At 69.2% G+C, this 25,168-nt stretch carries 20 protein-coding genes; 13 read left to right on the top strand and 7 right to left on the bottom strand.

What is annotated here, in order from left to right:
- Position 1 precedes the first annotated feature (1 nt).
- Both malG and LXT13_RS12250 read left to right on the top strand, forming a co-directional pair.
- Positions 2-892, top strand: a complete 891-nt coding sequence (malG, locus tag LXT13_RS12245; RefSeq protein WP_233372210.1) for a maltose ABC transporter permease MalG — start codon at positions 2-4, stop codon at positions 890-892.
- Positions 893-979: 87 nt separating this feature from the next.
- Positions 980-1,870, top strand: a complete 891-nt coding sequence (locus LXT13_RS12250) for a transporter substrate-binding domain-containing protein (protein WP_233372211.1) — start codon at positions 980-982, stop codon at positions 1,868-1,870.
- Between the two features lie 31 nt (positions 1,871-1,901).
- On the opposite strand, the gene LXT13_RS12255 is transcribed toward LXT13_RS12250, so the two are convergent.
- The 5 genes from LXT13_RS12255 to glk form a co-directional block, all read right to left on the bottom strand.
- Entirely contained in the window at positions 1,902-3,113 is a 1,212-nt protein-coding gene (locus LXT13_RS12255) for an esterase/lipase family protein (RefSeq protein WP_233372212.1), read from the bottom strand.
- Positions 3,110-4,153, bottom strand: coding sequence for a CrpP-related protein (locus LXT13_RS12260; RefSeq protein WP_233372213.1), 1,044 nt, complete (start codon positions 4,151-4,153; stop codon positions 3,110-3,112). Before LXT13_RS12260 ends, LXT13_RS12255 begins: the two co-directional genes overlap by 4 nt.
- A gap of 157 nt (positions 4,154-4,310) precedes the next feature.
- A complete protein-coding gene (locus LXT13_RS12265) occupies positions 4,311-5,807 on the bottom strand; it encodes a tryptophan halogenase family protein (protein ID WP_233372214.1) in 1,497 nt (498 codons plus the stop codon).
- A 92-nt stretch (positions 5,808-5,899) separates the two neighbouring features.
- A complete protein-coding gene (locus LXT13_RS12270; RefSeq protein WP_233372215.1) occupies positions 5,900-8,695 on the bottom strand; it encodes a TonB-dependent receptor in 2,796 nt (931 codons plus the stop codon).
- A gap of 385 nt (positions 8,696-9,080) precedes the next feature.
- Complete coding sequence (gene glk, locus LXT13_RS12275) at positions 9,081-10,073, bottom strand: glucokinase (RefSeq protein ID WP_233372216.1); 993 nt, start codon at positions 10,071-10,073, stop codon at positions 9,081-9,083.
- Positions 10,074-10,382: 309 nt separating this feature from the next.
- Here glk and LXT13_RS12280 point away from each other — a divergent pair, with 309 nt between their 5' ends.
- The 4 genes from LXT13_RS12280 (at position 10,383) to LXT13_RS12295 (ending at position 16,994) form a co-directional block, all read left to right on the top strand.
- The gene (locus tag LXT13_RS12280) at positions 10,383-12,302 is read left to right on the top strand and encodes a glucokinase (RefSeq protein WP_233372217.1); all 1,920 of its coding nucleotides are present in this window, start codon (positions 10,383-10,385) and stop codon (positions 12,300-12,302) included.
- A 160-nt stretch (positions 12,303-12,462) separates the two neighbouring features.
- Complete coding sequence (locus tag LXT13_RS12285) at positions 12,463-13,602, top strand: efflux RND transporter periplasmic adaptor subunit (protein ID WP_233372218.1); 1,140 nt, start codon at positions 12,463-12,465, stop codon at positions 13,600-13,602.
- A 1-nt stretch (position 13,603) separates the two neighbouring features.
- The gene (locus LXT13_RS12290) at positions 13,604-15,604 is read left to right on the top strand and encodes an ABC transporter permease (protein ID WP_233372219.1); all 2,001 of its coding nucleotides are present in this window, start codon (positions 13,604-13,606) and stop codon (positions 15,602-15,604) included.
- Between the two features lie 10 nt (positions 15,605-15,614).
- Positions 15,615-16,994, top strand: coding sequence for a TolC family protein (locus tag LXT13_RS12295; protein WP_233372220.1), 1,380 nt, complete (start codon positions 15,615-15,617; stop codon positions 16,992-16,994).
- A gap of 25 nt (positions 16,995-17,019) precedes the next feature.
- Here the strand turns inward: LXT13_RS12295 and LXT13_RS12300 are convergent, their stop codons facing one another.
- On the bottom strand, positions 17,020-17,487 hold the full coding sequence (locus LXT13_RS12300) for a YybH family protein (protein WP_233372221.1): 468 nt from the start codon (positions 17,485-17,487) through the stop codon (positions 17,020-17,022).
- A 148-nt stretch (positions 17,488-17,635) separates the two neighbouring features.
- Between LXT13_RS12300 and LXT13_RS12305 the strand changes: the two genes are divergently transcribed.
- Together LXT13_RS12305 and LXT13_RS12310 are read left to right on the top strand one after the other, a co-directional pair.
- On the top strand, positions 17,636-18,190 hold the full coding sequence (locus LXT13_RS12305) for a hypothetical protein (protein ID WP_233372222.1): 555 nt from the start codon (positions 17,636-17,638) through the stop codon (positions 18,188-18,190).
- A 4-nt stretch (positions 18,191-18,194) separates the two neighbouring features.
- Entirely contained in the window at positions 18,195-18,494 is a 300-nt protein-coding gene (locus LXT13_RS12310; RefSeq protein WP_233372223.1) for a transcriptional regulator, read from the top strand.
- Positions 18,495-18,508: 14 nt separating this feature from the next.
- On the opposite strand, the gene LXT13_RS12315 is transcribed toward LXT13_RS12310, so the two are convergent.
- Positions 18,509-19,687: an acyl-CoA dehydrogenase gene (locus tag LXT13_RS12315; RefSeq protein WP_233372224.1), complete on the bottom strand. Its 1,179-nt coding sequence runs from the start codon at positions 19,685-19,687 to the stop codon at positions 18,509-18,511.
- Between the two features lie 148 nt (positions 19,688-19,835).
- On the opposite strand from LXT13_RS12315, the gene LXT13_RS12320 reads away from it, so the two are divergent.
- From LXT13_RS12320 to kynU, 5 genes are all read left to right on the top strand, one after another.
- On the top strand, positions 19,836-20,711 hold the full coding sequence (locus LXT13_RS12320; RefSeq protein WP_233372389.1) for a LysR family transcriptional regulator: 876 nt from the start codon (positions 19,836-19,838) through the stop codon (positions 20,709-20,711).
- A 177-nt stretch (positions 20,712-20,888) separates the two neighbouring features.
- Positions 20,889-22,010, top strand: coding sequence for an ABC transporter substrate-binding protein (locus LXT13_RS12325; RefSeq protein ID WP_233372225.1), 1,122 nt, complete (start codon positions 20,889-20,891; stop codon positions 22,008-22,010).
- Positions 22,011-22,037: 27 nt separating this feature from the next.
- Complete coding sequence (locus tag LXT13_RS12330) at positions 22,038-23,159, top strand: ABC transporter substrate-binding protein (protein WP_233372226.1); 1,122 nt, start codon at positions 22,038-22,040, stop codon at positions 23,157-23,159.
- A 90-nt stretch (positions 23,160-23,249) separates the two neighbouring features.
- Positions 23,250-23,888: an arylformamidase gene (gene kynB / locus LXT13_RS12335; protein WP_233372227.1), complete on the top strand. Its 639-nt coding sequence runs from the start codon at positions 23,250-23,252 to the stop codon at positions 23,886-23,888.
- Positions 23,885-25,138, top strand: a complete 1,254-nt coding sequence (gene kynU / locus LXT13_RS12340) for a kynureninase (RefSeq protein WP_233372228.1) — start codon at positions 23,885-23,887, stop codon at positions 25,136-25,138. Before kynB ends, kynU begins: the two co-directional genes overlap by 4 nt.
- Positions 25,139-25,168: the final 30 nt, after the last annotated feature.

The following is a 25,168-nucleotide window of genomic DNA, read 5'->3' on the forward strand; positions in this document are numbered from 1 at the left end:
AATGGCCATCGTCCTCGGCAAGCAAGCCCGCTGGCGCTCCTTCGCCGCCCACGCGGTGATGTGGGTGTTCATCGCCATCACCCTCTTCCCGCTGCTGGCGGTCGTCTCGATCTCGCTGCGGCCCGGCAACTTCGCCACCGGCAGCCTGATCCCGACGCAGATCAGCCTGGAGCACTGGCAGCTGGCGCTGGGCATCCCCTACCAGGCGGCCGACGGCAGCCTCGTGCAGCCCCCTTTCCCCGTGCTGACCTGGCTGTGGAACTCGATCAAAGTCGCGACCGCCTCGGCCTTCCTCATCGTCGCCATCTCGACAACCGCGGCCTACGCCTTCGCGCGGCTGAAGTTCAGCTTCAGCAAGCCGGTGCTCAACGGCATGTTGCTGCTGCAGATGTTCCCGCCGGTGCTGGCGCTGGTGGCCATCTATGCGATCTTCGAGACCATCGGCAACTACGTGCCGGCGCTGGGCATCGAGACGCATGCCGGCCTCGTGCTCGCCTACCTCGGCGGCATCGGCACGCATGTGTGGACGATCAAGGGCTACTTCGAGACGATTCCCGTCGAGATCGAGGAGAACGCCAAGGTCGACGGCGCGACGCACTGGCAGGCCTTCTCGCGCGTGCTGCTGCCCATGGCCGTGCCGATCCTGATGGTGGTGTTCGTGTTGGCCTTCATCGGCACAATCATCGAGTACCCGGTGGCCAGCGTGCTGCTGCGCGAGGAAGGCAACCTCACGCTCGCCGTCGGGTCGAAATACTTCTTGCACGACCAGCGTTTCCTATGGGGCGACTTCGCCGCAGCGGCCGTGCTGTCCGGGCTGCCAATCACGGCGGTGTTTCTGCTCGCCCAACGCTGGATCGTCTCGGGTCTGACAGCGGGCGGCGTGAAGGGCTGAACTGCCCCGCCGCTACCCGCATGCCTGAGCGGCATCGGGGTTGATGCCAGCCCGGCGGCCGGGCAGGCTGGCGCATGATGCGGGCCGATGCCCACGTTTCCGCCGTTCCTGCGCCGCCGCGACCTGCTGACGCTGCCCTGCCTGCTGGCCGGCCAGCCCGGCACCGCCGCCGAGCCAAACGTCGTTCGCATGCCGCGTCACGTCAGCATGCCGGACCCGCAGCTGGCCTATGTGCGTCGCATCATCGAGCTGGCACTTCGCCGCTCGGGCGTCCGGCGCGAGATCCGCTTCGTCAATCTCGACATGACACAGGGGCGCACGCTGGTGGAACTGGCCACCGGCAGCAGCCCCGTCGACCTGATGTGGACAATGACCGATAGGCAGCGCGAGAGCGGCGGCCTGCTGCCGGTGCGCATACCGATCGACCGCGGCCTGCTCGGCTGGCGACTGCTGCTGGTGCGGCGCGCTGAACTGGACGCCTGGGCGCAGGTGGCCGGCCTCGAGGAACTCCGCGGCCGGCTGGCCGGCCAGGGCCACGACTGGCCGGACACCACCATCCTGCGCGCCAACGGGCTGCAGGTGGGCACGAGCAGCGATTACGACGCCCTGTTCCGCATGTTGGCCGCCGGCCGCATCGACTACTTCCCGCGTTCCATCCTGGAAATCGATGCCGAGGTGGCCCGCAACCTCCATCCGGAGCTGGCCATTGCGCCCGACCTGATGCTGCACTACCCGGCCGCAGCCTATCTCTTCGTCGGCCCGCACCGGCCGCAGCTGGCAGCCGATCTGCTGGGCGGGCTGGAGGCGGCCGTGACAGACGGCAGCTTCCAGCGCCTGCACCGCGAGTTCTACGGTGCCGTGCTCAATGCGCATCCGGTATCGCCGGGCCGCGTGATCAAGCTGCGCAACCCGCTGCTGCCACCCGAGACGCCGCTCAAGCGCCGCGAGCTGTGGCTGCAGCCCGGCGAGGCGCCATAGCTGCGCGGGCGCGCCCGCCTGCGGTGTTCCATCAGCGCAGCCAGCGCTGCAGCAGGTCGTCGACCGCCGAGCTCGACAGCAGCGCCAGGTGCCCCGTGTCGTGCACCACCGCCTGCCGGTCCGGGTCGAAGTCCAGGCGGCGATCCGGGTCCTCGTGCTGGCCCAGTGCACTGGCCACCGATACAAGGCCGTCGCCCAGCAGCGCCGCCTTCAGGTTGCCAGGCTCCGGACCGAGGCTGCCAGCCACTGCGAAGCACTGCGTCCCCGCCGGCAGCCCCACCCGCTCACCGCGCCCGGCGCCTTCCCCGTCTGCTGGTGCCCGAACGACGTTGCCCTGGCGCAAGTCGTTGATGCCGGCGCTGCGCACCTTGCCGATGCGCGCCAGCGGGCCGGCATACGGCGTGGCGGCGAGCAGCACATCCAGGCCGTGCGCCGCCTTCTCCAGCGGCGCGCCCTGGTGCGGCGTGCCGAGGCAGACGAGGTCGTTCACGCGGGCCACCCAGCGAGGGTTGTTGCGCTGCAGCAGCCCCGCGTGGTGGATGGCACTGCGCGCCACCAGCCCGCCCATGCTGTGGCCGATCAGCGTCAGCCGCTCGACCGGCACGGGCCACACGCTGTAGAGACCCTCCATCAGCTGCGCGAGGATGCGGCCGTTGGTCGACACGCTCAGGCCGGTGTTGTAGTGCAGGTAGACGGGCGTGTAGCCCAGGGAGCGGGCCAGTGACTGACCGTGGTCATGCCCGCTGCGCTGCCACTGCAGGTCGTTCATGCACAGGCCGTGCAGCAGCACGAGCAGCTTGGGACCGGCGTCCGGCAGGCGGCTGCGCAACGCATGGCGGTCCAGCGGCAGCGGCCGGCCTTCATGGCGGAACTGCATCGAAATGGCCAGCGGGTTGTCGGTGCTGGCCAGGTGGTCGCCCAACACGCCGTTGAGCGACGCCAGCAGCGCCTCGCGCTCGGGCCGCGGCGCCAGTTGCGCATCCGCCGCGCCCAGCGCTGGCGTCAGCCAGCCCAGCAAGGCCTCGGCGCTGCCGCCCGCCAGCCGCGTGACGCCGCGCACCGTCTGGTAAACCAGACCGGTGAGGCCCCGAGTGCGCCCGGCATCGCCGGCACCGCCGAGCCCGGGGGTGTCGAGGACACGTGCATGCATCGCCTCCACGAGGCTGGCCAGGCCGGCGACGGCATCCGTCGTCAGCCGCGCGGCGCCGCGCAGGTCGGCGGCCTGAAGCAGGGGTTGGGTCATGACTGGGCCTGACGGGAGTGGGCGGTGAGCGTCATCAGCACATCGGCGTACCAGGCGCAGTTCAGGCCCAGTTGCTCGTCCAGCACCGGGTCGCGGGTGGCCATGTCCATGCGGCTGGAATGCACGCCCAGCAGGCACCACCGCGAGCGGCCCGCCGCGGGCGCGTCGACACGCGCCAGCACCGGCGCGCCGCTGCAGCCGCGGTGCATGCGACCGTCGGTGAGGAAGTAGCCCAGGCCCTGGAAGCGCACGCCGTAGCAGGACGCCACGCTGGCCTGCCGGACGACGGGCAGCTGGTGCACCGTGTCGAAGAAGCCGAGCGGGAACGCCGGGATGACGAGCCGGTCGCCCACATCGAACAGGTCGAACCCGGCGGCGAGGTGCTGCGGCCCAAAGGCGCTCAGCACCGCGTCCACGGGCAGCGCCTGACGGTCCAACTCGACGGCGGCCACATCGACGACGCCGCCGCTGTCAAGTGCCTCGTGCCACACGCTGAGGCCGTCGCGGTGCAGCAGGATCGACAGCCGCGCCAGCCGTGTGAGGTCCCTGGCGTCGGTGTGCAAATCGATTTCGATGCGGTCGGGCGCATGGGCGGTGGGCGCATCGAACAGCACGTGGCGGCTGGTGACGAGGAAGAGCCGCCCGTCGTGCTCGAAAAAGAAGCCGCTCGCGGTCGACAACCCGCGGGCGCCGCTGAATGTCAGCACCCGCGTGACGCCGAACAGCGCCTCGTCCCGGGCCCTCAGTTCCGCGGCACTGCCGGCCACCGCGGTAGCGGGCATGGCGCCGGCGTCCTGCTGCGCGCTGTGACCGCGCTCCCAGTCGTCGCGCCGGGCGGCCCACACGGACTCGCTTTCGCCCGTCGTCAGCGGGCGGTTGATCGCATCGAGCATCGGGTTGGCGGCGAGCGCTTCGCCGCGGAGCGCCGCCTTGGCCCCCTGGCGCTGCAGCTCGGCGCGCTCGCGATGCGGGGTGTCCGGAGCCGCTAGCGCAGCGTCGCCTGCGTCCTCGGCATCGGGGACCGGAATTCTGGAAGGCATGACCGACAACTCCACACAAGGACTTGTCCCGTCAAGGGCGACGCTTCCGCCAGTGGCGCTTCAAGCAAGCCAGGTCGGGGCCGTGTCACAGCAAGCGAGCCCCAGATGGACCAATGTAGCCGAAAGGCCCGTGCACGCCCGCGCAATCACGCAGCGCTCAGGCCAGGCCCAGGCGTGCCAGGAAATCGGCATGGTCGGGCATCTGTGCCACGCCTGCGTGCACGGCGCGATGCACCGCCTCCAGATAGGCGTGCACGCTGTCCTCAGGCTGCAGCGCGGCCAGCGGGTGGAAGCCCTCGGGCAGCAACCCCTGCCCGGCCAAGACCTGCAGCCAGGCCGTCTCGGTGAACAGCTCGCCGTCGACACGACGTACACGGCCATGGCTGCGGTAGAGCTCGAGCTTCTCGCGCAGAGTGTCCGGCGCCGCCATGCCGGCGCCATCGCGCCAGAAGGGCTCGTCGCGTCTATTGACGTGGTAGTGCAGCACGATGAAGTCGCGAATGCGCTCCCAGTGGAAGCGGCTTTGTGCATTGAAGGCGGCCACATCGGCGGTACTGAAGCCGCGGTCCGGGAAGAAGTCGATGAGCAGCTGGATGGCCTGCTGCACGAGGTGGATGCTGGTCGACTCCAGCGGCTCCAGGAAGCCGGCCGCCAGGCCGATGGCGACGACGTTGCGATGCCAGGCCTGGCGTCGCATGCCGGCCTTGAAGCGCAGCTGCCGGGGCTCGCCGAGCGCCTTGCCGTCCAGGTGGGACAGCAACGTCGCCGTCGCTTCGTCATCGCTCATGTGGACGCTGCTGTAGACATGGCCGTTGCCGGTGCGGTGTTGCAGCGGGATGCGCCACTGCCAGCCGGCACGGTGCGCAGTCGAGCGCGTGTACGGCGTCAGCGGGCGCACCGGCTCGCAGGGCACGACGACGGCGCGGTCGCAGGGCAGCCAGCGGCTCCAGTCATCGAAGCCGGTCTTCAGCGTTTCCTCGATCAGCAGCGCCCGGAAGCCGGAACAGTCGATGAAGAAGTCGGCGGTGATGCGCTCGCCGCCGGCCAGCACGACGGCGTCCACATCGCCCGCCGGAGTGAGCGTCGCGTGCGTGATGCGCCCCTCGCGGCGCTGCACGCCGCGGGCCTCGGCCAGCCGGCGCAGGTAGCGGGCATAGCGTGCGGCGTCGAAGTGATACGCGTAGGCGATGTCGGCCAGCGGCGAATTCGCCGGCTCGCGCCGCGCCGGCATGAAGCGGTTGGCGCGCGCGGCGGCCTGGGCGATGGCGTACTCACCCAGTGGCCGCGCGCGGCCGAGGCTGCGCATGCGGTGCCAGTACTGCTCGAAGCCCACCGTCCACAGGTCCTGCCCCACGCGGCCGAAGCCGTGCATGTAGCGTTCGCCGACGCGGCCCCAGTCGACGAACTCGATGGCCAGCTTGAAGGTACCGCCCGTCTCGCGCAGGAACTCGCGCTCGTCCAGCCCGACGATGCGGTTGAAGCGCTGGATCAGCGGGATGGTTGCCTCGCCCACGCCGACGGTGCCGATCTCGTCGGACTCGACGAGCCGGATGCGGTAGCGGTCGCCCACGACCGTGGCCAGGCCCAGGGCAGTCATCCAGCCGGCAGTACCGCCGCCGACGATGACGATGTCGCGGATCAGGGGATGGGGCATGGCAGGCGGGCGCCTCGCTGAAACGGAAAAGACCCTTGCCGGAACAATCCGGCAAGGGTCTCACGCTAGCACTGCCCAGGTGCGGCGGGCGATCAGAACTTGTAGTTCGCGCCCAGCAGGAAGATGCGACCCCACTTGATGTACTCCAGCGGGCGGTCCTTCGTGCTGGCGTAGGTCTTGTACGCCGCGTTGGTCAGGTTCTGCACCTGGAACAGCAGACCCAGGCCCTTGAAGCTGCTCGTGTCGGCAAAGTTGTAGCCCACCTGCACGTCGGTGATGTTCTCGCCGACGACATAGCGCAGCGTGCGGGCACCGTTGAAGTTGCCGATCTCGCCGATGAAGTCGGAGCGGCGCCGCTGGCTAATGCGGGCCTCGAAGCCGTTGATCTCGTAGTAGGCAGTCAGGTTGTAGACCTGCTTGGACAGACCCGGCAGCGCGATGTCGCCATCGCCCACGCTGGAGGCGCTTTCGGGGTCCTTGATCTTGATGCTGCTGTGCGTGAAGCTGGCGCTGGCCTGGATGCCGAAGCCCTTCAAACTGGGCGACACCAGCTCCAGCGGCAGCGAGGCCGCCAGCTCCACGCCGCTCAGCTTGCCGCCCTGGCCATTGAACGGTGCGGTGAACGTGCCGGTCGGCAGCACGGCCGGGCACTGCTGGTCCTTCGTGGAGCCGCAGCTCGTCGGCGGGGTGTAGCCCTTGATGAACTCGCTGAAGTCGTAGCCATCCACCTTCTGCGTGTAGATGTAGCTCTTGAGATCCTTGTAGAAAGCGGCAGCGGACACGTAGGCCCTGGTGCCGAAGTACTTTTCGTAGGACACGTCGAAGGCGTTGGCGATCCACGGGTCGGCCTTGGGGTTGCCGCCGCTGGCGCCGGGCTTGCCGGTGGCCGTGTCCACGCCGAACTCGATGCCCGAGCGCAGCTGGTCCACGCGCGGGCGGGCCATCTGCCGCGCCACGGCCAGGCGCAGCGTCTGGTCGTCGGCCAGCGAGAACGCGAGGTTCAGGCTGGGCAGCACGTCGGTGCGCACCTTACCGTTGGCGCTGAGCTTCACGTTGCTGCCACTGGGTGCATTGCTGTCCCAGTAGTTGGACGTGGACGACTGATCCGTGCGCACCACCTGCAGGCCCAGGTTGCCGCGCACCGGCAGGCCCGCCCATTCGCTGTCGATGTTGCCCTTGACGAAGGCGGTGGTCGTCTTCTCGTAGACGTTCCAGGCCTTCGGGATCAGGTAGGGCGCACTGGTCTCGCTTGGGTTGAACGTCATGTACTTGGCCACGGCGGCCGGCACGTTCCACGCGGGGATCATCCCGACCCCGGCGAAGCTCAGGTCCACCGGCGCGTACTGCAGGTCGCTCGCAATGGCGGTGTCGCCCTGTGAGCCGACGTTGATGTTGCCCTCGGGCTGGTGCTTCTTCTTGGAACGGTCGGCGTAGTTCAGGCCGACGTCGACATCCTGGAACAGCCCTTTCATCGACTCCGGCAGCGGGAAGTTGCCGGCCAGCTTGATGGACTTCAGCTCATCCTTGACGCTGGGCGTCTTGCCGTAGCCGGAGCCGTAGATCGTGCCGCGCAGGAAGAGCTTGGTCGGATCGGCGTAGCTCAGCGTGGGTACCAGCGTCGGGAACGAGCCGGTAGCGAAGTTGAACTTCAGCGTGTCGAGCGGCGCGGTGCTGCCGACGGGCGGCAGCTGGGCGTTGTTCTCCAGGCTGACCTCCTCGCGATCGGCCTTGGAATAGCTCACGTCGGCCGTCAGCGAACCGCCGCCCGCCAACTTGAGCTTGTTGTTCCAGCCGAACGCGTCGATCGTGTCGTGGCGGTCGTTGTACATGCCGCGCACCAGCGGATACAGGCCGCTGGCGGTGCCCCCGACAAAGGTGTTGTTGCCGTTGACGACGGGCGACGTGATGCTCAGGCCCGGCGTGTAGTTGCCGTTGTAGCCGCTGAGGTTGACCTCGAACTGGTTCGCCGTGTCTTCCTGGTGCGCCTTCGTGTGGTAGTAGTCCACCACGCTCGTGAAGTCCTTCGTCGGGCGGAACTCGGCGGTGGCCAGGAAGGCGTCGCGCTTGGTGATGCCCGTGCGGCGCAGCGCCTTGATGCCGTCCGAGTAATAGGTGCCGGCCGCGACGCCCGGGCGCGAGCCATCGCCCAACTTGGACCAGGGCTCGTACAGGCCAACCTGCTCTTCCTGCACCGGCGTCTCCTGGTGCGCGTAGCCCAGCACGAGACCGAAGCTGCGATCGGCGAACTGGTCGATGTAGCTGGCGCTGAAACGGTTGCCGGTGGCCTTGGCGCCCGCGGCGGCACCCAACGAGTTGCGCTGGCCGCGCACGTTCAACGCGACGACGCGGCTGCCGAAGTTCAGCGGGCGCACCGAGTTCATGTCGATGGTGCCCGACAGGCCCTGGCCGACAAGACCCGCGTCGGGCGTCTTGTAGACGTTGACGCCGGCGAGCAGCTCGGAGGGGTACTGGTCAAACTCGACCGAGCGGTTGTCGCCAGTGCTGACGAGCTCGCGGCCATTGAGCAGCGACGTCGCGAAGTCGGGCGACAGGCCGCGCACGCTGATGACCTGGGCACGGCCGGCCACTCGCTGGGCCGACAGGCCCGGCAGGCGGGCGATGGACTCGGCGATGCTGACGTCGGGCAGCTTGCCGATGTCTTCCGCCGAGACCGACTCGACGATGTTGTCGGCGTTCTTCTTGACCGAGATCGCGGCCTCGATGCCCTTGCGGATACCGGTGATCGTCACGGTTTCCAGTTGCTGGGTCTGCTGCTGTGCCGACACAGCGGCCGCCGCGATCAGCAGCGCGCAGCCGACGGCCACAGGACGGATGCGGAAGGTGGCCTGCGTCGGCGCGGCGCCACACGCGTGCTTGTCGATGCTCATGGAAGTCTCCTCGGGTTATTGGAAAACGGCCGGCCCCGCGCTGCGTCCGCGCTTGTCCCGCGCGGTCCTGGCAGCCAAGTACGTCTTGCCTTGGCCATGTTTGTATCAAAACTAGATTTGCGACCAAACTTGCGTAAACCCTAGAGTGGCGCAAAAGCGACCGGATTTCAGCCAAATACCAAGGGTTAACCCGTGTACACCAAGCGTTTTCACCAATCGACCACAACAAATACGCCGTTGGAAAGCGCTATCTTGTAGCTCAACTACATCGTCCTTCGCGCGTGATGCGCACAACGAGGATCAGACACGACGCCAGAAAGCAAAACGCCGCATGGCGTGGCCATGCGGCGTTCTGAGGGAGGCGTCCGGCGAGGCCGGAGGAAGGTCAGGCGTCGGTCTGCTCGAGCGCAAGTGCAGCGCCGGACAGCGCGGCCAGCGTGTCGGTGATGAGGGCCGTCGGAATGCCAGCCAGGAAGGCGTCAAAGCGCCCCTTGGCTTCGAAGCGGCGGCGGAACTCGGATTGGAAGAAGCGCTCGCCCAGCCGCGGCACGATGCCGCCGCCGATGAACAGGCCGCCCCGGCAGCCCAGCGTCAGCGCAACGTTGCCGCAGAAGCCGCCGAGCATCGCGCAGAACAGGTCCAGCGTGCGCGAGCAGGCCGGCGACTCACCGGACAGCCCGCGCGCGACGATCTGCTCCGTGGGCAGCGCAGCCACGTCTTCCCCCTGCCCCATCACCGCGGCAACCGCCCGGCACAACACCGGCAGGCCGATGCCGGACAGGAAGCGCTCGGCCGACACATGCGGGAACTCGTGCCGTGCATGGCTCAGCACCGCGCTCTCGAAGTCGTCCGCCGGCGCCAGCGTGGCATGCCCACCCTCGCCCGGCAACGTCAGCCACAGGCCGGGTGCGCGCACGACCCCGCCCACACCCAGGCCCGTGCCCGGACCGACGACGGCCATCACCGTGCCCACCGCCACGCGGTCGGCGGCCGGCGCCGGCTCGCCCCACGGGCGCAACTGTGCGGGCGCCAGCCTCGGCAGCGACAGCGCCTGGGCCTCGAAGTCGTTGATGCACAGCAGCGTCTGCAGGCCCAGTTCGACCTGCGTCTGGGCGCGCGAGAAATTCCACGCGCCGTTGGTCAGCTCAATGCGGTCCTCGGTGATCGCCGTTGCCAACGCAAACGCCGCACTGCGCGGCGCGGGGCTGCCGGCCGGCTTGCCGGCCACATAAGCCCGCACGGCAGCTGCCGGCCCGGCATGGCCGGCGACCGAAAGCACGCGCACATCCTCCACGGCAGCACCAGGGCCGGAAACGGTGCCGAAACGGGCGTTGGTGCCGCCGACATCGGCCACCAGCCAGGGATACGCGGCGCTCACGCGCGGGCTCCAGCAAACATGGAAGGATGGGCGAGAGAAATGAGGAAACAGGGTTTGGCAAACACGGGTTGGAAGGCTCGAAATTTCGGTCGACGCGGACGGTAGCAAAACTACATCAAATCTACAATGCGGCCCGCCCCAGAAGCACCCAAGCGTCGCTACGGGTCCGGTCAAGCGGCGCTTCTCCCAGGAGAAAGCGGCGCGCTGCACCCTTGTAGTGAAGCTACAGCCCAGTTTGTCGCACCGCCCCTGGCCGGCGCTGCTGAATAATCGACCGCTGTTTTCTGTCCTCCCGACCCGATTTTCGTCATGCCCCGTTTCGACAGCCCGCGCCTGCTTGCCGATATTGGCGGCACCTACGCCCGATTCACGCTGGAAACCAGCCCCGGTGAATTCACGCAGACCGCCTCACTACGCTGCGCGGACCATGCCGACTTCCACGCCGCCGTGCGGGCCTACCTTGGCGGCCTGAGCTGGCCCGAGGGCGAGCCGCAGCTGATTGCCCACGCTGCGGTGGCCATCGCGAACCCGGTGGAGGGCGACCGCGTGCGCATGACGAACTACCACTGGCAGTTCTCCATCGACGAGATGCGCCAGCGCTTGGGGCTGGACACCCTGGTCGTCGTCAACGACTTCACGGCGCTCGCCATGGCGCTTCCGCGGCTGGCCGACGCCGACGTGCGCCAGGTGGGCGGCGGCCAGGCGCGCCGGCCCAGCGTCATCGGGCTGCTGGGCGCCGGCACGGGGCTGGGCGTGTCGGGGCTGATCCCGGCCGGCGAAGGCTGGATCGCGCTGGGCACCGAGGGTGGCCACACCAACTTCGGCCCGCGTGACGAGCGCGAAATGGACATCCTGAAGTTCGCCTGGCAAAGCCTGGGTCCGGACCAGGACCACGTCTCCTACGAGCGGCTCATCTCCGGCCCAGGCCTGGAGCTGATCTACCGCGCGCTGGCCGCCCGCAACCACGTGGACACGCCGCCGCTGCCCGCTCCCGCCATCACGCAGCGCGCGCTGGAGGACGGCGATGCGCTGTGCCGCGAGACGCTGGACGTCTTCTGCGGCCTGCTGGGTACGGCCGCCGCCAACCTGGCCGTGACGCTGGGGTCGCTGGGCGGCATCTACATCGGCGGCGGCATCGTGCCGCGGCTGGGCGCCTACTTCGACAGCAGCCCGTTCCGCACCCGCTTCGAGGACAAGGGGCGTTTCCGCGACTACGTCTCGGCCATCCCCACCTTCGTCATCACCGCCGAGCAAGCCACCTTCAAGGGCGCCTCAGCCATCCTCGAGAACCAGCTGCGCAATCTGCAGGCGTCGCCCGGCTCGGCCATCCTGGGCCAGATCCGCCGCGCACGCAGCGAGCTGTCACCGGCCGAGCTGCGCGTGGCCGACCTCGTGCTGGCCCAGCCGCGCTCGGTGTTGAACGATCCCATCGCCGAGATCGCCCGCGCCGCTGGCGTCAGCCAGCCCACCGTCATCCGCTTCTGCCGCTCGCTCGGCTGCGAGGGCCTGTCGGACTTCAAGCTGCGCCTGGCCTCCGGCCTCACGGGCACGGTGCCAGTCACGCACACGCAGGTGAACACCAACGACTCGATGCTGGAACTGGGCGCCAAGGTGCTGGGCAACACCGCCAGCGCCATCCTGCAGGTGCGCAGCCACCTGAACCGCGACACCATCGACCGCGCCATCGAGATGCTGCTGGCCGCCGGCCGCATCGAATTCTTCGCGCTGGGCCACTACAGCGTCGTCGCGCAGGACGCGCAGTACAAGTTCCTGCGCTTCGGCATGCCCTGCGGCGCGTGTACCGACCCGCGACTGCAAGGCCTGGCAGCCGGCGTGCTGCGGGAAGACGACGTGGCCGTGGTCATCAGCAGCGGCGGGCGCCTGCCCGAGCTGCTCGACGTCGTCGAGAAGGCCCAGGAGCGCGGCGCCCGCGTCGTGGCCATCACCGCCAGCCAGAGCCCGCTGGCCAAGAAGGCAGACGTGACGCTCATCGTCGACCACGTCGAGGACATCGCGACCCACCTGCCGATGGTCAGCCGCATCCTGCACTTGCTGTTCATCGACATCCTCGCGGTCGGCGTGGCGATGCGCCGCAGCCCGGACAGCATCGCCGCACTTGACGCCAGCGGCGAGGACGACGAGGCCCGGCCCGCGCGCGGCGCCAGCATCGCGACACCGGGCGTCAGCACCGCGTCGCCGCTGGCGCGGCTGACATCACACAGCCGCTGACAGGCAAGCACTGCCCCCGCATGACCTTCGCCTGGGCGGGCGCGATGCGAGAACATGCGCCTGCCGCATCCGCGCCGGCATGCCGTCCGCGGTTGACCCGACACCCTCATCACGCTGACCACCGCCAGCCAGGCGCAGACCTGGTGGCCCCCGGAGGAACATGACATCCCCTGCCTGGAAACGCTGGCGCCTGCGCCTGACCGTCGTCGCCTTGATCGCCGCCGGCGCCACGGGCTGGTGGCTCACCCGCACGCCGGCCGCACCGGCCGCGCCGCCAAGCGGCCTCGTCGCGCTGGCCGACATCACGCAGACCGTGCAGGCCGCCGGCGTGCTGCAGGCCAAAACCCGCGTCGACGTCGGCGCGCAGGTCAGCGGCCAGATCCAGACGCTGCACGTGCAGCTCGGCCAGCAGGTCAGGAAAGGCGACCTGCTCGTCAGCCTGGACCCGGAGCTGGCGCGCAGCGACGTCACGCAGGCAGAGGCGGCACTCGCCCAAGCCCGCGCGCAGCTGGACAGCAGCAAGATCGACGCCGACGCGGCGCGGCGTGAGGTCGCACGGCAGCACCGCCTGCTGAGCGGCCAGGCGACGGCCGCCACGGAGGCAGAGCGCGCCGAGACCGACCTGGCCAAGATCGAGGCCGCGCTGCGCGGCCAGGCGGCGACCGTCGCACGGCTGGAGGCCGAGCTGGAGAACCGCAGGCTGCGCCTGTCCTACACCCGCATCACCGCGCCGATGGACGGTACCGTCGTCAACCTGCCGGTCCAGGCCGGCCAGACCGTCATCGCCGTGCAGGTCACGCCCGTCATGCTGACGCTGGCCGACCTCGACACCATCACCGTGCGCACCCGCGTACCGGAGTCCGACATCCAGTCCATCCGGATCGGACAAATCGCCCGTTTCTCGACGCTGTCGGGCGAAGGCAAGCGCTACGAGGGCCGGCTGCGGGTCATTCAGCCGGTGCCCGAGCGCGTCGGCAACGCGGTCTTCTACAACGTGTTGTTCGACGTGGACAACCGAGACCACACGCTGTTCAGCGACATGACGGTGCAGGTCGACATCGAGACCGGCACCGCCCGGCAGGTGCTGGCCATGCCCATCGTCGCGCTCGGCGAGCGCGGCAAGGACGGCCGCTTCACCGTGCAGTTGCTGGACGCGGGCAATCAGCAAGCGCCCCGCCAGGTCAAGACCGGCCTGCAGGACGGCGCCAGGGTGCAAGTGATCGACGGCCTGAAGGCCGGCGACAAGGTGCTGCTTGCGCCGCCGAGCGGTGGCGTGGCGGCCAGCGCCGCAGGCGGCTGACATGCCGCTGATCGAACTGCGCGACGTCGCCCGCCACTACCAGCTCGGCGAGATCGACGTTCCGGCGCTTGACGGCGTCAGCCTGGCCATCGAGGCCGGCGAGTTCGTCGCCATCATGGGCCAATCCGGCTCGGGCAAGAGCACGCTGATGAACGTGCTGGGCTGCCTGGACAACCCTACCAGCGGCAGTTTCCTCATTGGCGGCACGGACGCGAGCACGCTCGGTGCCGACGAGCTGGCTGCGTTGCGGCGCGAACGCTTCGGCTTCATCTTCCAGCGCTATCACCTGCTGCCGCACCTGGACGCACGCGCCAATGCCGCACTGCCGGCCGTCTACGCCGGCGTGGGCGCGGGGCCGCGCGGGCAACGCGCACAGGCCTTGCTGGAGCGCCTGGGGCTCGGCGGGCGGCTTCACCACCGCCCAAACGAACTATCAGGCGGCCAGCAGCAGCGCGTCTCCATCGCGCGCGCACTGATGAACGGCGGCCAGATCATCCTGGCCGACGAGCCGACCGGCGCGCTGGATTCGGCGTCCGGCGCCGAGATGCTGGCACTGCTGAAGGAGTTGCACGAACGCGGTCACACCATCATCCTGGTGACCCACGACGCCGCCGTGGCTGCGCACGCCCATCGCGTCATCGAGCTGAAGGACGGCAAGGTCATTGCCGACAACGGCACGCCCGCCGGCCACCGCCTCGGGGAAGTGCAGCCCTCCGAGGCACCGCCCGTCCCGCGCGGCGGCTGGCTGCGGCGGCTGCAGGTGCAATGGCGCGAGGCGCTGACGACGGCCTGGCTGGCCTTGCGCAGCAACCGGCTGCGCACGGCGCTGTCGATGCTGGGCATCAGCATCGGCATCGCCTCGGTCGTCAGCATTGTTGCGCTGACGACGGCCGCGCGGACGTCCATCGAACGCGATGTGGCCAGCCTGATGTCGGGCCGCATCCCGGTGTGGATCGGCAACCCGACGCTGCCGCCGGGTGTGCAGGCCAAGCCCTTTCGGCCCAGCGAGATCGAGTCGCTGCGCGCGCTGGATGGCGTGCGCAGCATCACCGTGAACCGCCAGCTGCAGCTGACGGCGCAACACCGCGCCAGGGACGCCACAGTCCAGGCCGTCGGGGGTGACGCCAACACGCTGAAGGCGCGCAAGCTCAAGCTCGTGGACGGCCGCTACTTTGGTGCGATGGACTTCGAGTCGCGCGCCCAGGTGCTGGTGCTGGACGAGAAGGCGCGCGACGCACTGTTCAAGCGGGGTGAGTCGCCGCTCGGCCAGGTGGTGATGCTGCAGCTGGGCGATGCGATGGCGGTGTCCGCAGGGCAGGCGCTGCCGACTGCCGCCCTGCCCTTCACCGTCATCGGCGTCGCGGCGGCGGACGGCGGCGCGCTCGGCTTCAACGGCGGCACGAGCCAGCTCTACGTGCCGCACACCACTTTCACGCGCAAGCTGGATGCACGCGGCGAAATCTACAGCTTCGATGTGCAACTCGACACCCGCGTATCGCCCCAGCAGATCCGCGAGCAGTTGACCCATCGCCTGAAGGCCCTGCATGGCCGCGAGGACTTCAGCAGCTTCAACGCCGAGGAAGAGTTCCGCAAGTTCCAGAACATCACCAGCGCCATGGCGGCGGTGTTCGCCGGTGTGGCTGCGATATCGCTGCTGGTGGGGGGAGTAGGCGTCATGAACATCATGCTGGTGTCGGTGTCGGAGCGCACGCGCGAGATCGGCATCCGCATGGCCGTCGGCGCGCGCCAGGGTGATGTGCGGCTGCAGTTCCTCATCGAGGCCGTCGTGCTGTGCTGCCTCGGCGGCCTGGTGGGCGTGCTGCTGAGCTGGCTCGGCGCGCAGGCGCTGAACGCAGTGCAGAAGCAGGTGGATGTGGTTGTCAGCTGGACGGCGCTGGGCGTGGCCTTCGCAGTGTCCAGCGGCGTGGGCCTGGTGTTCGGCACGCTGCCGGCGCGGCGCGCCGCGGCACTGAGTCCGGTGGAAGCACTGGCCCGGGAGTGACAAGGTGACGATGACGAGACTGACCTCGATGGCGCTGGCAGCGGCGGTGCTCTGCGGCTGTGCCGGCCCCACTCCGCAGCCCCCGGAAGCGCCGCCGCCGGCTGCATGGAGCCTTGCCGGCGGGGATGTGGCGCCAGACTGGTCCGGCCTGCTGGACCCGAGGCTCGCCGCGCTGCAGGCGCGCGCGCTGGAGGCCAACCGCGACATCAGGCTGGCCGCCCAGCGCTGGCAGCAGGCCCGCATCACCGCGGCGCAGGCCGCGCTGCGCTGGACCCCAAGCGCCAACTTGTCCACCAACGCGAGTCGCCCCATCGAGACACAGAGTTCGACGCGCAACATCGACGTGGGCGGTGTGACGGTACCCATCACCACCTCCACGGGCATCACGCGCAGCTACGGCGCCAACATCGGAGTCGGCTACGAGTTGGACCTGTGGAACCGCCTGGCGCAGGCCCACGCGGTGCAGCTGGCCAACGCCGAAGCGGCGCGAACCGACATTGAGGCCGCGCGGTTGTCCATCCGCAGCCAGGTGGCCGAGGCCTACTGGACCCTCGCCGCGCTGCAGGCGCAGCGACCGCTGGCCGACACGCAACTAGCGCTGACCCGCGAGACGCTGGCGCTCACGCGCGAGCGTGTCCGCGAAGGCAAGCTGCTACCCGTGGAACTGGACAAGATCGCCGTCACCGTGCAGGCGGCGGAGAACCGCCTGGCCGACCTGACCGCCGATACGCTGCTGCAACGGCAGCGCCTGGCGCTCTTGCTGGGTGAGCCGCTGCCAGGCCCGGCGCCCGAAGCCATGCTGCCTGCGGGCGAGCCGCCACGCTGGCACCTGGCCGAACCGGCCGATGTGCTGGCGAGGCGCCCCGACGTGCAGCGCGCCCGACTCGGCGTGGACGCGGCGCTGGCGCGGCTGCGCGTCAGCGAGGCCGATCGCTATCCGCGCCTGACGTTCTCCGGCGGCATCAGCACTGGGGGCACCCGCATGAGCGACTGGCTGGCCCAGCCACTGGCCTCGCTCGGCGCCAACCTCGTCGTGCCGATGATCGACTGGCAGCGTCTGGCCCTGCAGCGCGACAGCGCCCGCAGCGAGCTTGATGGCGCTGCGCTGTCGCTACGCGACACGCTCGACAAGGCTCTGGCCGACATCGAAACCCAATACATCGAGGCCGACCGCCTCGGCCAGCAGCTGCAGGCAAACGCCGGCCGCCTACGCGAGGCCACACAGAACGAGCGTCTGGCCGCGCTGCGCTACGACACCGGCGTCATCGCCCGTGCTGACTGGCTGCAGGCACGAAGTGCGCTGCTGGACGCCGAGCAGACCCGCATCCAGCTGCGCCTGCAGCAGTGGCTGCGCCAGGCGCAGCTCTTCAAGGCGCTTGGCGGAGCTTGAACGCGGCGAGCGCTTGAGCCGCTCGCTAGCTGCAGACCTCGCTGCCCTGGTCGAAAACGATCTCCCAGCCGCCGGCCGGCCTGCGGCGCCACACAGACTGGAAACGGGCCGTCACCAGGCCGTCGTCCGGTCGGGTGACGGGCCCGCTGCTCTGTGCCAGCTCGCCGCTGGGCAGCACGACGACGAGTTCCGGCACCCAGGCGAACGGCGCCTTGGGTCCGTCGAAGAACCGAGCCCAGGCGGCCATGACGGCGTCGGGACCGTGCAACGGCTGGCGTCCGTTGAGCCAGATGGTGTCGGCCGCGAGAAAGTGCCGGAAAGCCGCCGGGTCGCGGTCGGCCAGCGTCTTCGCAAAGGCGGACTCCGTCGCGGTCACCTCGGCCACGCGACGTGCGATCTCGTCGGCCCCGGGCCAGTCGGCAGCCGCTGCGGTGGATGGCGCCAAGGCCGGCAGGCTGGCGGTCGCGAACAAGGCAAGGCGGCGCGTCGTCATGGGAGCTCCCGGGCATGAAAGCGTCCAGCATGCCCACGCGCCGGCGGCCTGCTGCAAGTCATATCGCTGCTGGCGTCCGCCTCACTCTGTTTGACAGAGTTCGCCCGCGCACGCACACTCTGCCACACAGAGCAAACAGGAGCCCGCCATGTCCATCTCGCCGCAGCACGCCGCCGACGCGCTGGCCGACATCGACGCCACCATCCAGCGCACGCAGCTGTCGCGCAGCTACCGCGCCGGCGGGCCGGTGCTGATGATGTGGGGCCTGCTTTGGGCCGCCGGTTATCTGGTCATGGCCTGGCTGCCGGGATCGCAATGGGGCCTTGCATGGTTCGCGCTTAGCGCCATCGGCATGGCCGGCAGCCTGGCGATGCTGCGCGGGCAGTCGCTGCCGGGTGCCGGCCGCGGCGTCGGATTGCGGCTGGTGAGCTTCGGGCTCGCCTGCACCGTTTTCATGACCTGCGTGACGCTGGTGACGCAGCCGGCCGACCCCGCGGCCGTCATGGCGCTGCCAGGCCTGTTCATCGGCCTGATCTACGGCGTCGTGGGGTCGCTCGGGCCACGCCGCTACCTGTGGGTCGGCGCGTACGTCTTCGTGCTGACGCTCGTGGGCTTCTTCGTCTTCAAGCCCTTCCTGCCGTACTGGATGGCCGCGGCGTCGCTGGGCCTGCTGCTGGGCGGCGTCTGGCTGATGCGCGATTGAAGCCATGGCGGAACCGGACTTCTTCATCCACCAGCCCCTGCGGCTGAAGCTGATGGCGGCGCTTTACGCGAATGCCGACGGCGAGGCGCTGGACTTCCCGCGTCTGAAGGCGTTGACCGAAGCCACCGACGGTAACCTCGGCAGCCACCTCACGGCGCTGGACCAATCGGGCTATGTGGCCATCGAGAAGGACAACAGCGGCGCGCGTGCACGCAGCCTCGTCACGCTGACCGCGCAGGGGCGCAAGGCGTTCCGCCGGCATGTGGCCTACCTGCGCGAGATCGTCGACAGCGTGACGGACTGAGCCCGCCAACAAGCTCAGAACGCCGCGATCCCGGTCTGCGCACGGCCGAGGATCAGCGCATGGATGTCGTGCGTGCCCTCGTAGGTGTTCACCACTTCCAGGTTGACAAGGTGGCGCGCGATGCCGAACTCGTCGGAGATGCCGTTGCCACCGAGCATGTCGCGCGCCATGCGGGCGATATCCAGAGCCTTGCCGCAGGAGTTGCGCTTCATGATGGACGTGATCTCCACCGCGGCCGTGCCGTCGTCCTTCATGCGGCCGAGGCGCAGGCAGCCTTGCAGGCCCAGCGTGATCTCGGTCTGCATGTCGGCCAGCTTCTTCTGGATCAGCTGGTTGGCCGCCAGCGGCTTGCCGAACTGGTGACGGTCCAGCACATACTGCCGCGCCGTATGCCAGCAGTCTTCCGCCGCACCGAGCGCACCCCAGGCGATGCCGTAGCGGGCGCTGTTCAGGCAGGTGAACGGGCCCTTCAGGCCACGCACGTCGGGGAAGGCGTTCTCCTCGGGCACGAAGGCCTTGTCCATGACGATTTCGCCGGTGACGGATGCTCGCAGCCCCACCTTGCCGTGGATGGCTGGGGCGCTCAGGCCGGGCGTGCCCTTGTCCAACACGAAGCCACGGATGGCACCTTCGTCGTCCTTGGCCCAGACGACAAAGACGTCGGCGATCGGGCTGTTCGTGATCCACATCTTGGCGCCCGTCAGCTCGTAGCCGCCGGCCACCTTGCGGGCGCGCGTGACCATGGAGCCCGGGTCAGAGCCATGGTTGGGCTCGGTCAGGCCGAAGCAGCCGATCCACTCGCCCGTCGCCAGCTTGGGCAGGTACTTGCGCTTCGTCGCCTCGTTGCCGAACTCAAAGATCGGCACCATGACGAGCGAGGACTGCACGCTCATCATCGAACGGTAACCGGAGTCCACGCGCTCTACCTCGCGGGCGATCAGCCCGTAGGCCACGTAGTTGAGCCCGGCGCCACCGTACTCGGCCGGGATGGTGGGGCCCAGCAGGCCCAGCTCTCCCATCTCGCGGAAGATGCCGGCGTCGGTCTGCTCTTGGCGGAAGGCCTGCAGCACGCGGGGCTTGAGCCGGTCCTGGCAGTAGGCCGCCGCGGCGTCACGGACGAGGCGCTCGTCCTCGTCGAGCTGCGCATTCAGCAGCAGCGGGTCGTCCCAATGAAAGCTTGCCTTGTGGGCCATGACGCGGTCTCCGTGTGATCGATCAGGCCCGGCGGTGGCGCGGGCCCGCAAGGTCACCAGTATTCCTGCGCCGACGATTCGTGTCCAATTCAAGAATCGACTTTGACGATTCGACATGCCTATCGAAACTGCGACCGCTGCACGGTCGATGGAATTCCGCCACCTGCGCTATTTCCTGGCGCTGGCCGAGGAGTTGCACTATGGCCGCGCAGCCCAGCGCCTGGCCATCTCGCAGCCGCCGCTGTCGGTGGCCATCCAGCAGCTGGAGGCCAGCGTGGGCGCTCGACTGTTCGACCGCGACAGCAAGGGCGTGCGCCTGACGCCGGCCGGCGAGGCCTTCCGCGCCAGTGCGACGCAGCTGCTCGAACGGGCCGAGGAGGCCTGCACTCGGGCCCGCGAGGTGCAGGCCGGCGAGGTGGGGCGGCTGCGGCTGGGCTTCGTCGGCTCCACGCTTTTCAACGGCCTGCCCATGTGGCTGCAGGCCTTCCAGGTGCGCCATCCGCGCGTGGAAATCGTCGTCGTCGAGCTGAACTCCCAGGACCAGATCGACGCGCTGCTCGGCCAGGAGCTGGACCTGGGCCTTGTGCACACCGACCGGCTGCCGCCGCAACTGGCCGGCCAGCCGCTGTACAGCGAACCCTTTCTCGCCTGCCTGCCGGCGGGCCACCCGCTGGCGGCCGAGGCCGAGATCCCGCTGACGGCGCTGAGCGAGCAGCCGTTCATCCTGTTCTCGCGCCGGGGCTCGCCGGACTATCACGCCCGCATCGTCGACATCTGCCACCAGCATGGCTTCCGGCCGCGGCTGCAGCACGAAGGCCGTCACTGGCTGTCGGTCGTCTCGATGGTGGCGCAGGGGCTGGGCGTGTCCATCGTGCCGGCGGCCTTCCAGCGCGCCGGCATCCAGGGGGCGGCTTTCAGGCCGCTGGCCGAGACCATCGAGGGCTCGACGGTGTTCGCGGCCTGGCGCGCGGACGGCGATGCCGTGCTGCGGCAAAAGTTCCTGGCGGCACGCGACGTGCGCTGAACGGTAACGGGCCAACGCCAGGCAGCCGCACCAGAGCGATCAAGCCCTGCCGTCGTGCCTACTTCTCCTCGTCCGGTCTCATTTCTGCGCGCACGACCGGCGCCGAGCCATGCTTGAATGTTGCTCGCTTCAACAACGCCACCCCGCCCCTTCGTGCAGGGGAGCAGGGAGACACCCATGACCGCATTCCCCCCCCTCGCCCGCCGCCTGCTCGCCGCCGCCGTCCTGACCGGTGGCCTCGTGGGGCTGGCGCGTGCAGACCTCACCGTCGGCCAGACGGCAGGCATCACCGGCGCCGTGGCCGGCAGCGTCAAGGAAGTGACCCAGGGGGCCAAGATCTATTTCGACATGATCAACGCCGAGGGCGGCATCAACGGCCAGCACATCAGCCTCGTCTCGCTGGATGACCAGTTCGACCCCAAGCTAGCCGCCGCCAACGCCAAGAAGCTCATCGACCAGGGCGTCATCGCGCTGTTCCTGACACGCGGCACGCCGCACACGCAGGCCATCGTGCCGCTGCTGGCCGAACACAAGATCCCGCTGGTGGCGCCGTCCACGGGCGCCATGGCGCTGCACAAGCCCGTGCTGCCGTGGCTCTTCAATGTGCGCGCCACCTACCAGCGTGAAGCCGAACGTGCCATCGAGCACCTGAGCCTCATCGGCATCAGCCGCATCGCCATCGTGCAGGTCAACGACTCCTTCGGCGAAGACGCCGTCCAAGGCGCGCTGGCCGGCCTGGCCAAGACCAACAAGCAACCGGCGGCGCACGAGAAGTTCGACCGTGCCAAGCCCGAGCTGGGTCCCGTCATCGCCAAGGTGCTGGCCGCCCAGCCGCAGGCGGTGTTGTTCATCGGCTCCGGCACGGCGGTCGTCGACGGCATGAAGGCCGTGCGCGCCGGAGGTTCGACGGCTCAGTTGGTCACGCTGTCCAACAATGCGGCTGCCGGCTTCATCAAGGATCTGGGCGACATCGGCCACGGCACCATCGTCAGCCAGGTGTTCCCGTATGAGCGCTCCATCGCCAAGCCGGTCATCAAGGAAGCCATCGAGACGGCGAAGAAGGCCGGCGTGGAACTGACGCCCAGCATGGTCGAGGGTTATGTGTCGGCCAAGGTGCTGGTCGAAGGCCTCAAGCGCGCTGGCCCCAAGCCCACGCGCGAGACGCTGCGCAAGGGGCTGGAGAGCATGGGCCGCTTCGACCTGGGCGGCATCGAGGTGGGCTACGGCCCCAGCGACCACAGCGGCCTGGACTACGTCGATCTGGCCATCATCGACCAGTCGGGCAAGTTCCGCCGCTGACACGCACCACCTTCACAGGACATCGCCATGAGTTCCAACCGGCACGCCCTGCGGGCTTTCCTTGCCGCCACCGTCACGGCCGCCACCCTGCTGGGCACGGCCCGCGCTGACATTTCCATCGGCCAGACCGCCGGCATCACCGGGCCGGTCGCTGGCAGCGCCAAAGAAGTGACGCAGGGTGCCAAGATATATTTCGACGCCGTCAACGCCAGCGGCGGCGTGCACGGCCAGCGCATCAACCTCGTGACGCTGGACGACAAGTTCGAACCCAGCATCGCGGCCACCAACGCCAGGAAGCTCATTGACCAGGGCGTCGTAGCGCTGTTCCTGACGCGCGGCACGCCCCACACGCAGGCCATCATGCCGCTGCTCAGCGAGCACAAGATCCCTCTGGTGGCGCCATCGAGCGGCGCGATGGTGTTGCACAAGCCCGTCCATCCCTGGCTGTTCAACGTCCGCGCCTCCTACCAGCGCGAGGCCGAACGTGCCATCGAGCACCTGTCGCAGATCGCCGTCACACGCATCGCCATCGTCCAGGTCGACGACTCCTTTGGTGACGATGGCGCCGCCGGCGCGCTGGCCGGCCTGGCCATGGCCAAGAAGACCGCCGTGGCGCACGAGAAGTACAACCGCGAAAAGCCCGACATGGGCCCGGTCGTCAAGCGAGTGCTGGCCAAGTCGCCGCAGGCCGTGCTGTTCATCGGCACGGGCGACGCCGTGGTGCAGGGCATGAAGGCCGTGCGGGCGGGCGGCTCCACCGCTCAGCTCGTGACGCTGTCCAACAACGCGTCGGCCGGCTTCATCAAGGACCTCGGCCCGGTGGGCCACGGCGTCATCGTCAGCCAGGTCTTTCCGCCCGAGCGGTCGATTGCCAAGCCCGTCATGAAGGACGCCCAGGAAGCCGCCCGCAAGGCCAAGCTCGAACTGACGCCCAGCATGGTGGAAGGCTATGTATCGGCCAAGGTGCTGGTCGAAGGCCTCAAGCGCGCCGGACCCAAGCCGACCCGCCAGGGACTGCGTGACGCCCTGGAGGAGATGAAGCACTACGACATGGGCGGCCTGGAGCTGGGCTACAGCTCCACCGACCACACGGGCCTCGACTACGTCGACCTGGCCATCCTGGACGCCAGCGGCAAGTTCCGGCGCTGACGTCGCACAGGCGGCCGGCGCGGCGCGCGCGGCCGAGTTGGAAATAACCGACACCACGACCGCCACACCGCAGCTATGGTGCCGGCCGTCATGCCAGCCACCGCCCGCCTCTGGGACATCTCGCCCACCATCGCGCCCGACTCGCCCGTCTTCCCGGGTGACGAGCCCTACCGCCTCGCGTGGACGGCGCGCCTCGGCCCCGGCTGCCCGGTCAACCTCAGCGCGCTGACGATGTCGCCGCACGTGGGCGCGCATGCCGATGCGCCGCTGCACTACGCGAACGATGCGCCGGCCATCGATGAGGTTGCGCTGACGGCCTACCTTGGCCCCTGCCGCGTCATCCACGCGCTCGGGGTCGCTCCGCTGATCACCATCGAGCACCTGCGCCATGCCGAGGCCGGCCTGCCGCCGCGCGTGCTGGTGCGTTGCCGCGAACGGGCCGACACCGTCTGGAACCCGGACTTCACCGCCTACGCGCCGGAGGCCATCGCCTGGCTCGCCGAGCGTGGCGTGAAGCTCATCGGCATCGACACGCCCAGCGTCGATCCGGCCGACAGCAAGACGCTGGACAGCCACCAACTGTTGAGAAAGCACGATCTGCGCGTGCTCGAGAATCTCGTGCTCGACGACGTGCCCGCCGGGGACTATGAATTGATCGCCCTGCCGCTGAAACTCCAAGGTGCCTGCGCCAGCCCCGTGCGCGCCATCCTCAGAGAGCTCACCCGATGAACCTCGAAGACGCCAAGCGGCTTGACGCCGCCGACCCCCTGCATCCGCTGCGCGAGCTGTTCACGCTGCCCGAGGGCGTGACCTACCTGGACGGCAACTCGCTTGGCGCGCTGCCGAAGGCCACCCCCGAACGCGTACGCCGCGCCGTCGAGCAGGAATGGGGCGAAGGCCTCATCCGCAGCTGGAACAGCGCCGGCTGGATCGACCTGCCGCGCCGCCTGGGCGACCGTCTCGCTCCGTGGCTCGGCGCACGGCCCGGCGAAGTGCTGGTGGCGGACTCCACCTCCGTCAACCTCTACAAGGTGCTGCATGCGGCGCTGCAGTTGCAGCAGGGCCAGCGCCGCGTCATCGTCAGCGAGCGCAGCAACTTCCCGACCGACAACTACATCGCCCAAAGCGTGGCCCGCGCCCACGGCGGCGAGCTGGTGCTGGCCGAGCGGCCCGAGGACATCCCGCCGCTGCTGGACGAACGCTGCGCCGTGCTGATGCTCACGCACGTGAACTACCGCACCGGCCGCATGCACGACATGGGTCTGCTGACGCGCTGGGCCCACCAGGCCGGCGCGCTGGCCGTGTGGGACTTGGCGCACAGCGCCGGCGTCGTGCCCATCGACCTGCTGGGCAGCGCGGCGGACTTCGCCATCGGCTGCGGCTACAAGTATCTCAACGGCGGCCCCGGCGCGCCGGCCTTCGTCTGGATGCACCCGCGCCACGAGGGCCAGGTCTGGCAGCCGCTGACCGGCTGGCTGGGCCATGCGTCGCCGTTCGACTTCGACAGCGAGTACCAGCCCGCACCCGGCATCCAGCAATACCAGTGCGGCACGCCGCCGGTGCTTGCCATGACGGCGCTGGACACCGCGCTGGACGTGTTCGATGTCGTGCAAAAGCTCGGCGGCATCAAGGCGCTGCGCAACAAGTCACTCGCGCTGACGGAGGCCTTCATCGGCGCCGTCGAGGAGCAGGTACCAGGCGCCGTCATCGCCACGCCGCGCGAGGCGGCGCTGCGCGGGTCGCAGGTGTCGTTCGCGCTGCCGCGCCAGGTCGACGGCTATGCCGTCATGCAGGCGCTGATCGCCCGCGGCGTCATCGGCGACTTCCGCGCCGGCGACCCCGAGCTGCTGCGCTTCGGCTTCGCGCCGCTGTATAGCGGCTACGCCGACGTCGTGACCGCCGTCGACGCGCTGGCCGACATCGTCACCACCGGCTCCTGGAACGCCCCGGAATTCACCAACCGCAGCAAGGTGACCTAGCCCCCTGCTCGCTTCGCGAGCCCCCCGGGG

It is taken from the genome of Pelomonas cellulosilytica, from assembly GCF_021353265.1.
GTDB lineage: Bacteria > Pseudomonadota > Gammaproteobacteria > Burkholderiales > Burkholderiaceae_C > Pelomonas > Pelomonas cellulosilytica.

Bases quoted from the DNA above. Each gene is read 5' to 3' on its own strand.
- malG (WP_233372210.1), top strand. From the start codon at position 2: ATGGCCATCGTCCTCGGCAAGCAAGCCCGCTGGCGCTCCTTCGCCGCC.
- LXT13_RS12250 (WP_233372211.1), top strand. From the start codon at position 980: ATGCCCACGTTTCCGCCGTTCCTGCGCCGCCGCGACCTGCTGACGCTG.
- LXT13_RS12255 (WP_233372212.1), bottom strand. From the start codon at position 3,113: ATGACCCAACCCCTGCTTCAGGCCGCCGACCTGCGCGGCGCCGCGCGG.
- LXT13_RS12260 (WP_233372213.1), bottom strand. From the start codon at position 4,153: ATGCCTTCCAGAATTCCGGTCCCCGATGCCGAGGACGCAGGCGACGCT.
- LXT13_RS12265 (WP_233372214.1), bottom strand. From the start codon at position 5,807: ATGCCCCATCCCCTGATCCGCGACATCGTCATCGTCGGCGGCGGTACT.
- LXT13_RS12270 (WP_233372215.1), bottom strand. From the start codon at position 8,695: ATGAGCATCGACAAGCACGCGTGTGGCGCCGCGCCGACGCAGGCCACC.
- LXT13_RS12280 (WP_233372217.1), top strand. From the start codon at position 10,383: ATGCCCCGTTTCGACAGCCCGCGCCTGCTTGCCGATATTGGCGGCACC.
- LXT13_RS12285 (WP_233372218.1), top strand. From the start codon at position 12,463: ATGACATCCCCTGCCTGGAAACGCTGGCGCCTGCGCCTGACCGTCGTC.
- LXT13_RS12290 (WP_233372219.1), top strand. From the start codon at position 13,604: ATGCCGCTGATCGAACTGCGCGACGTCGCCCGCCACTACCAGCTCGGC.
- LXT13_RS12295 (WP_233372220.1), top strand. From the start codon at position 15,615: ATGACGAGACTGACCTCGATGGCGCTGGCAGCGGCGGTGCTCTGCGGC.
- LXT13_RS12300 (WP_233372221.1), bottom strand. From the start codon at position 17,487: ATGACGACGCGCCGCCTTGCCTTGTTCGCGACCGCCAGCCTGCCGGCC.
- LXT13_RS12305 (WP_233372222.1), top strand. From the start codon at position 17,636: ATGTCCATCTCGCCGCAGCACGCCGCCGACGCGCTGGCCGACATCGAC.
- LXT13_RS12310 (WP_233372223.1), top strand. From the start codon at position 18,195: ATGGCGGAACCGGACTTCTTCATCCACCAGCCCCTGCGGCTGAAGCTG.
- LXT13_RS12315 (WP_233372224.1), bottom strand. From the start codon at position 19,687: ATGGCCCACAAGGCAAGCTTTCATTGGGACGACCCGCTGCTGCTGAAT.
- LXT13_RS12320 (WP_233372389.1), top strand. From the start codon at position 19,836: ATGGAATTCCGCCACCTGCGCTATTTCCTGGCGCTGGCCGAGGAGTTG.
- LXT13_RS12325 (WP_233372225.1), top strand. From the start codon at position 20,889: ATGACCGCATTCCCCCCCCTCGCCCGCCGCCTGCTCGCCGCCGCCGTC.
- LXT13_RS12330 (WP_233372226.1), top strand. From the start codon at position 22,038: ATGAGTTCCAACCGGCACGCCCTGCGGGCTTTCCTTGCCGCCACCGTC.
- kynB (WP_233372227.1), top strand. From the start codon at position 23,250: ATGCCAGCCACCGCCCGCCTCTGGGACATCTCGCCCACCATCGCGCCC.
- kynU (WP_233372228.1), top strand. From the start codon at position 23,885: ATGAACCTCGAAGACGCCAAGCGGCTTGACGCCGCCGACCCCCTGCAT.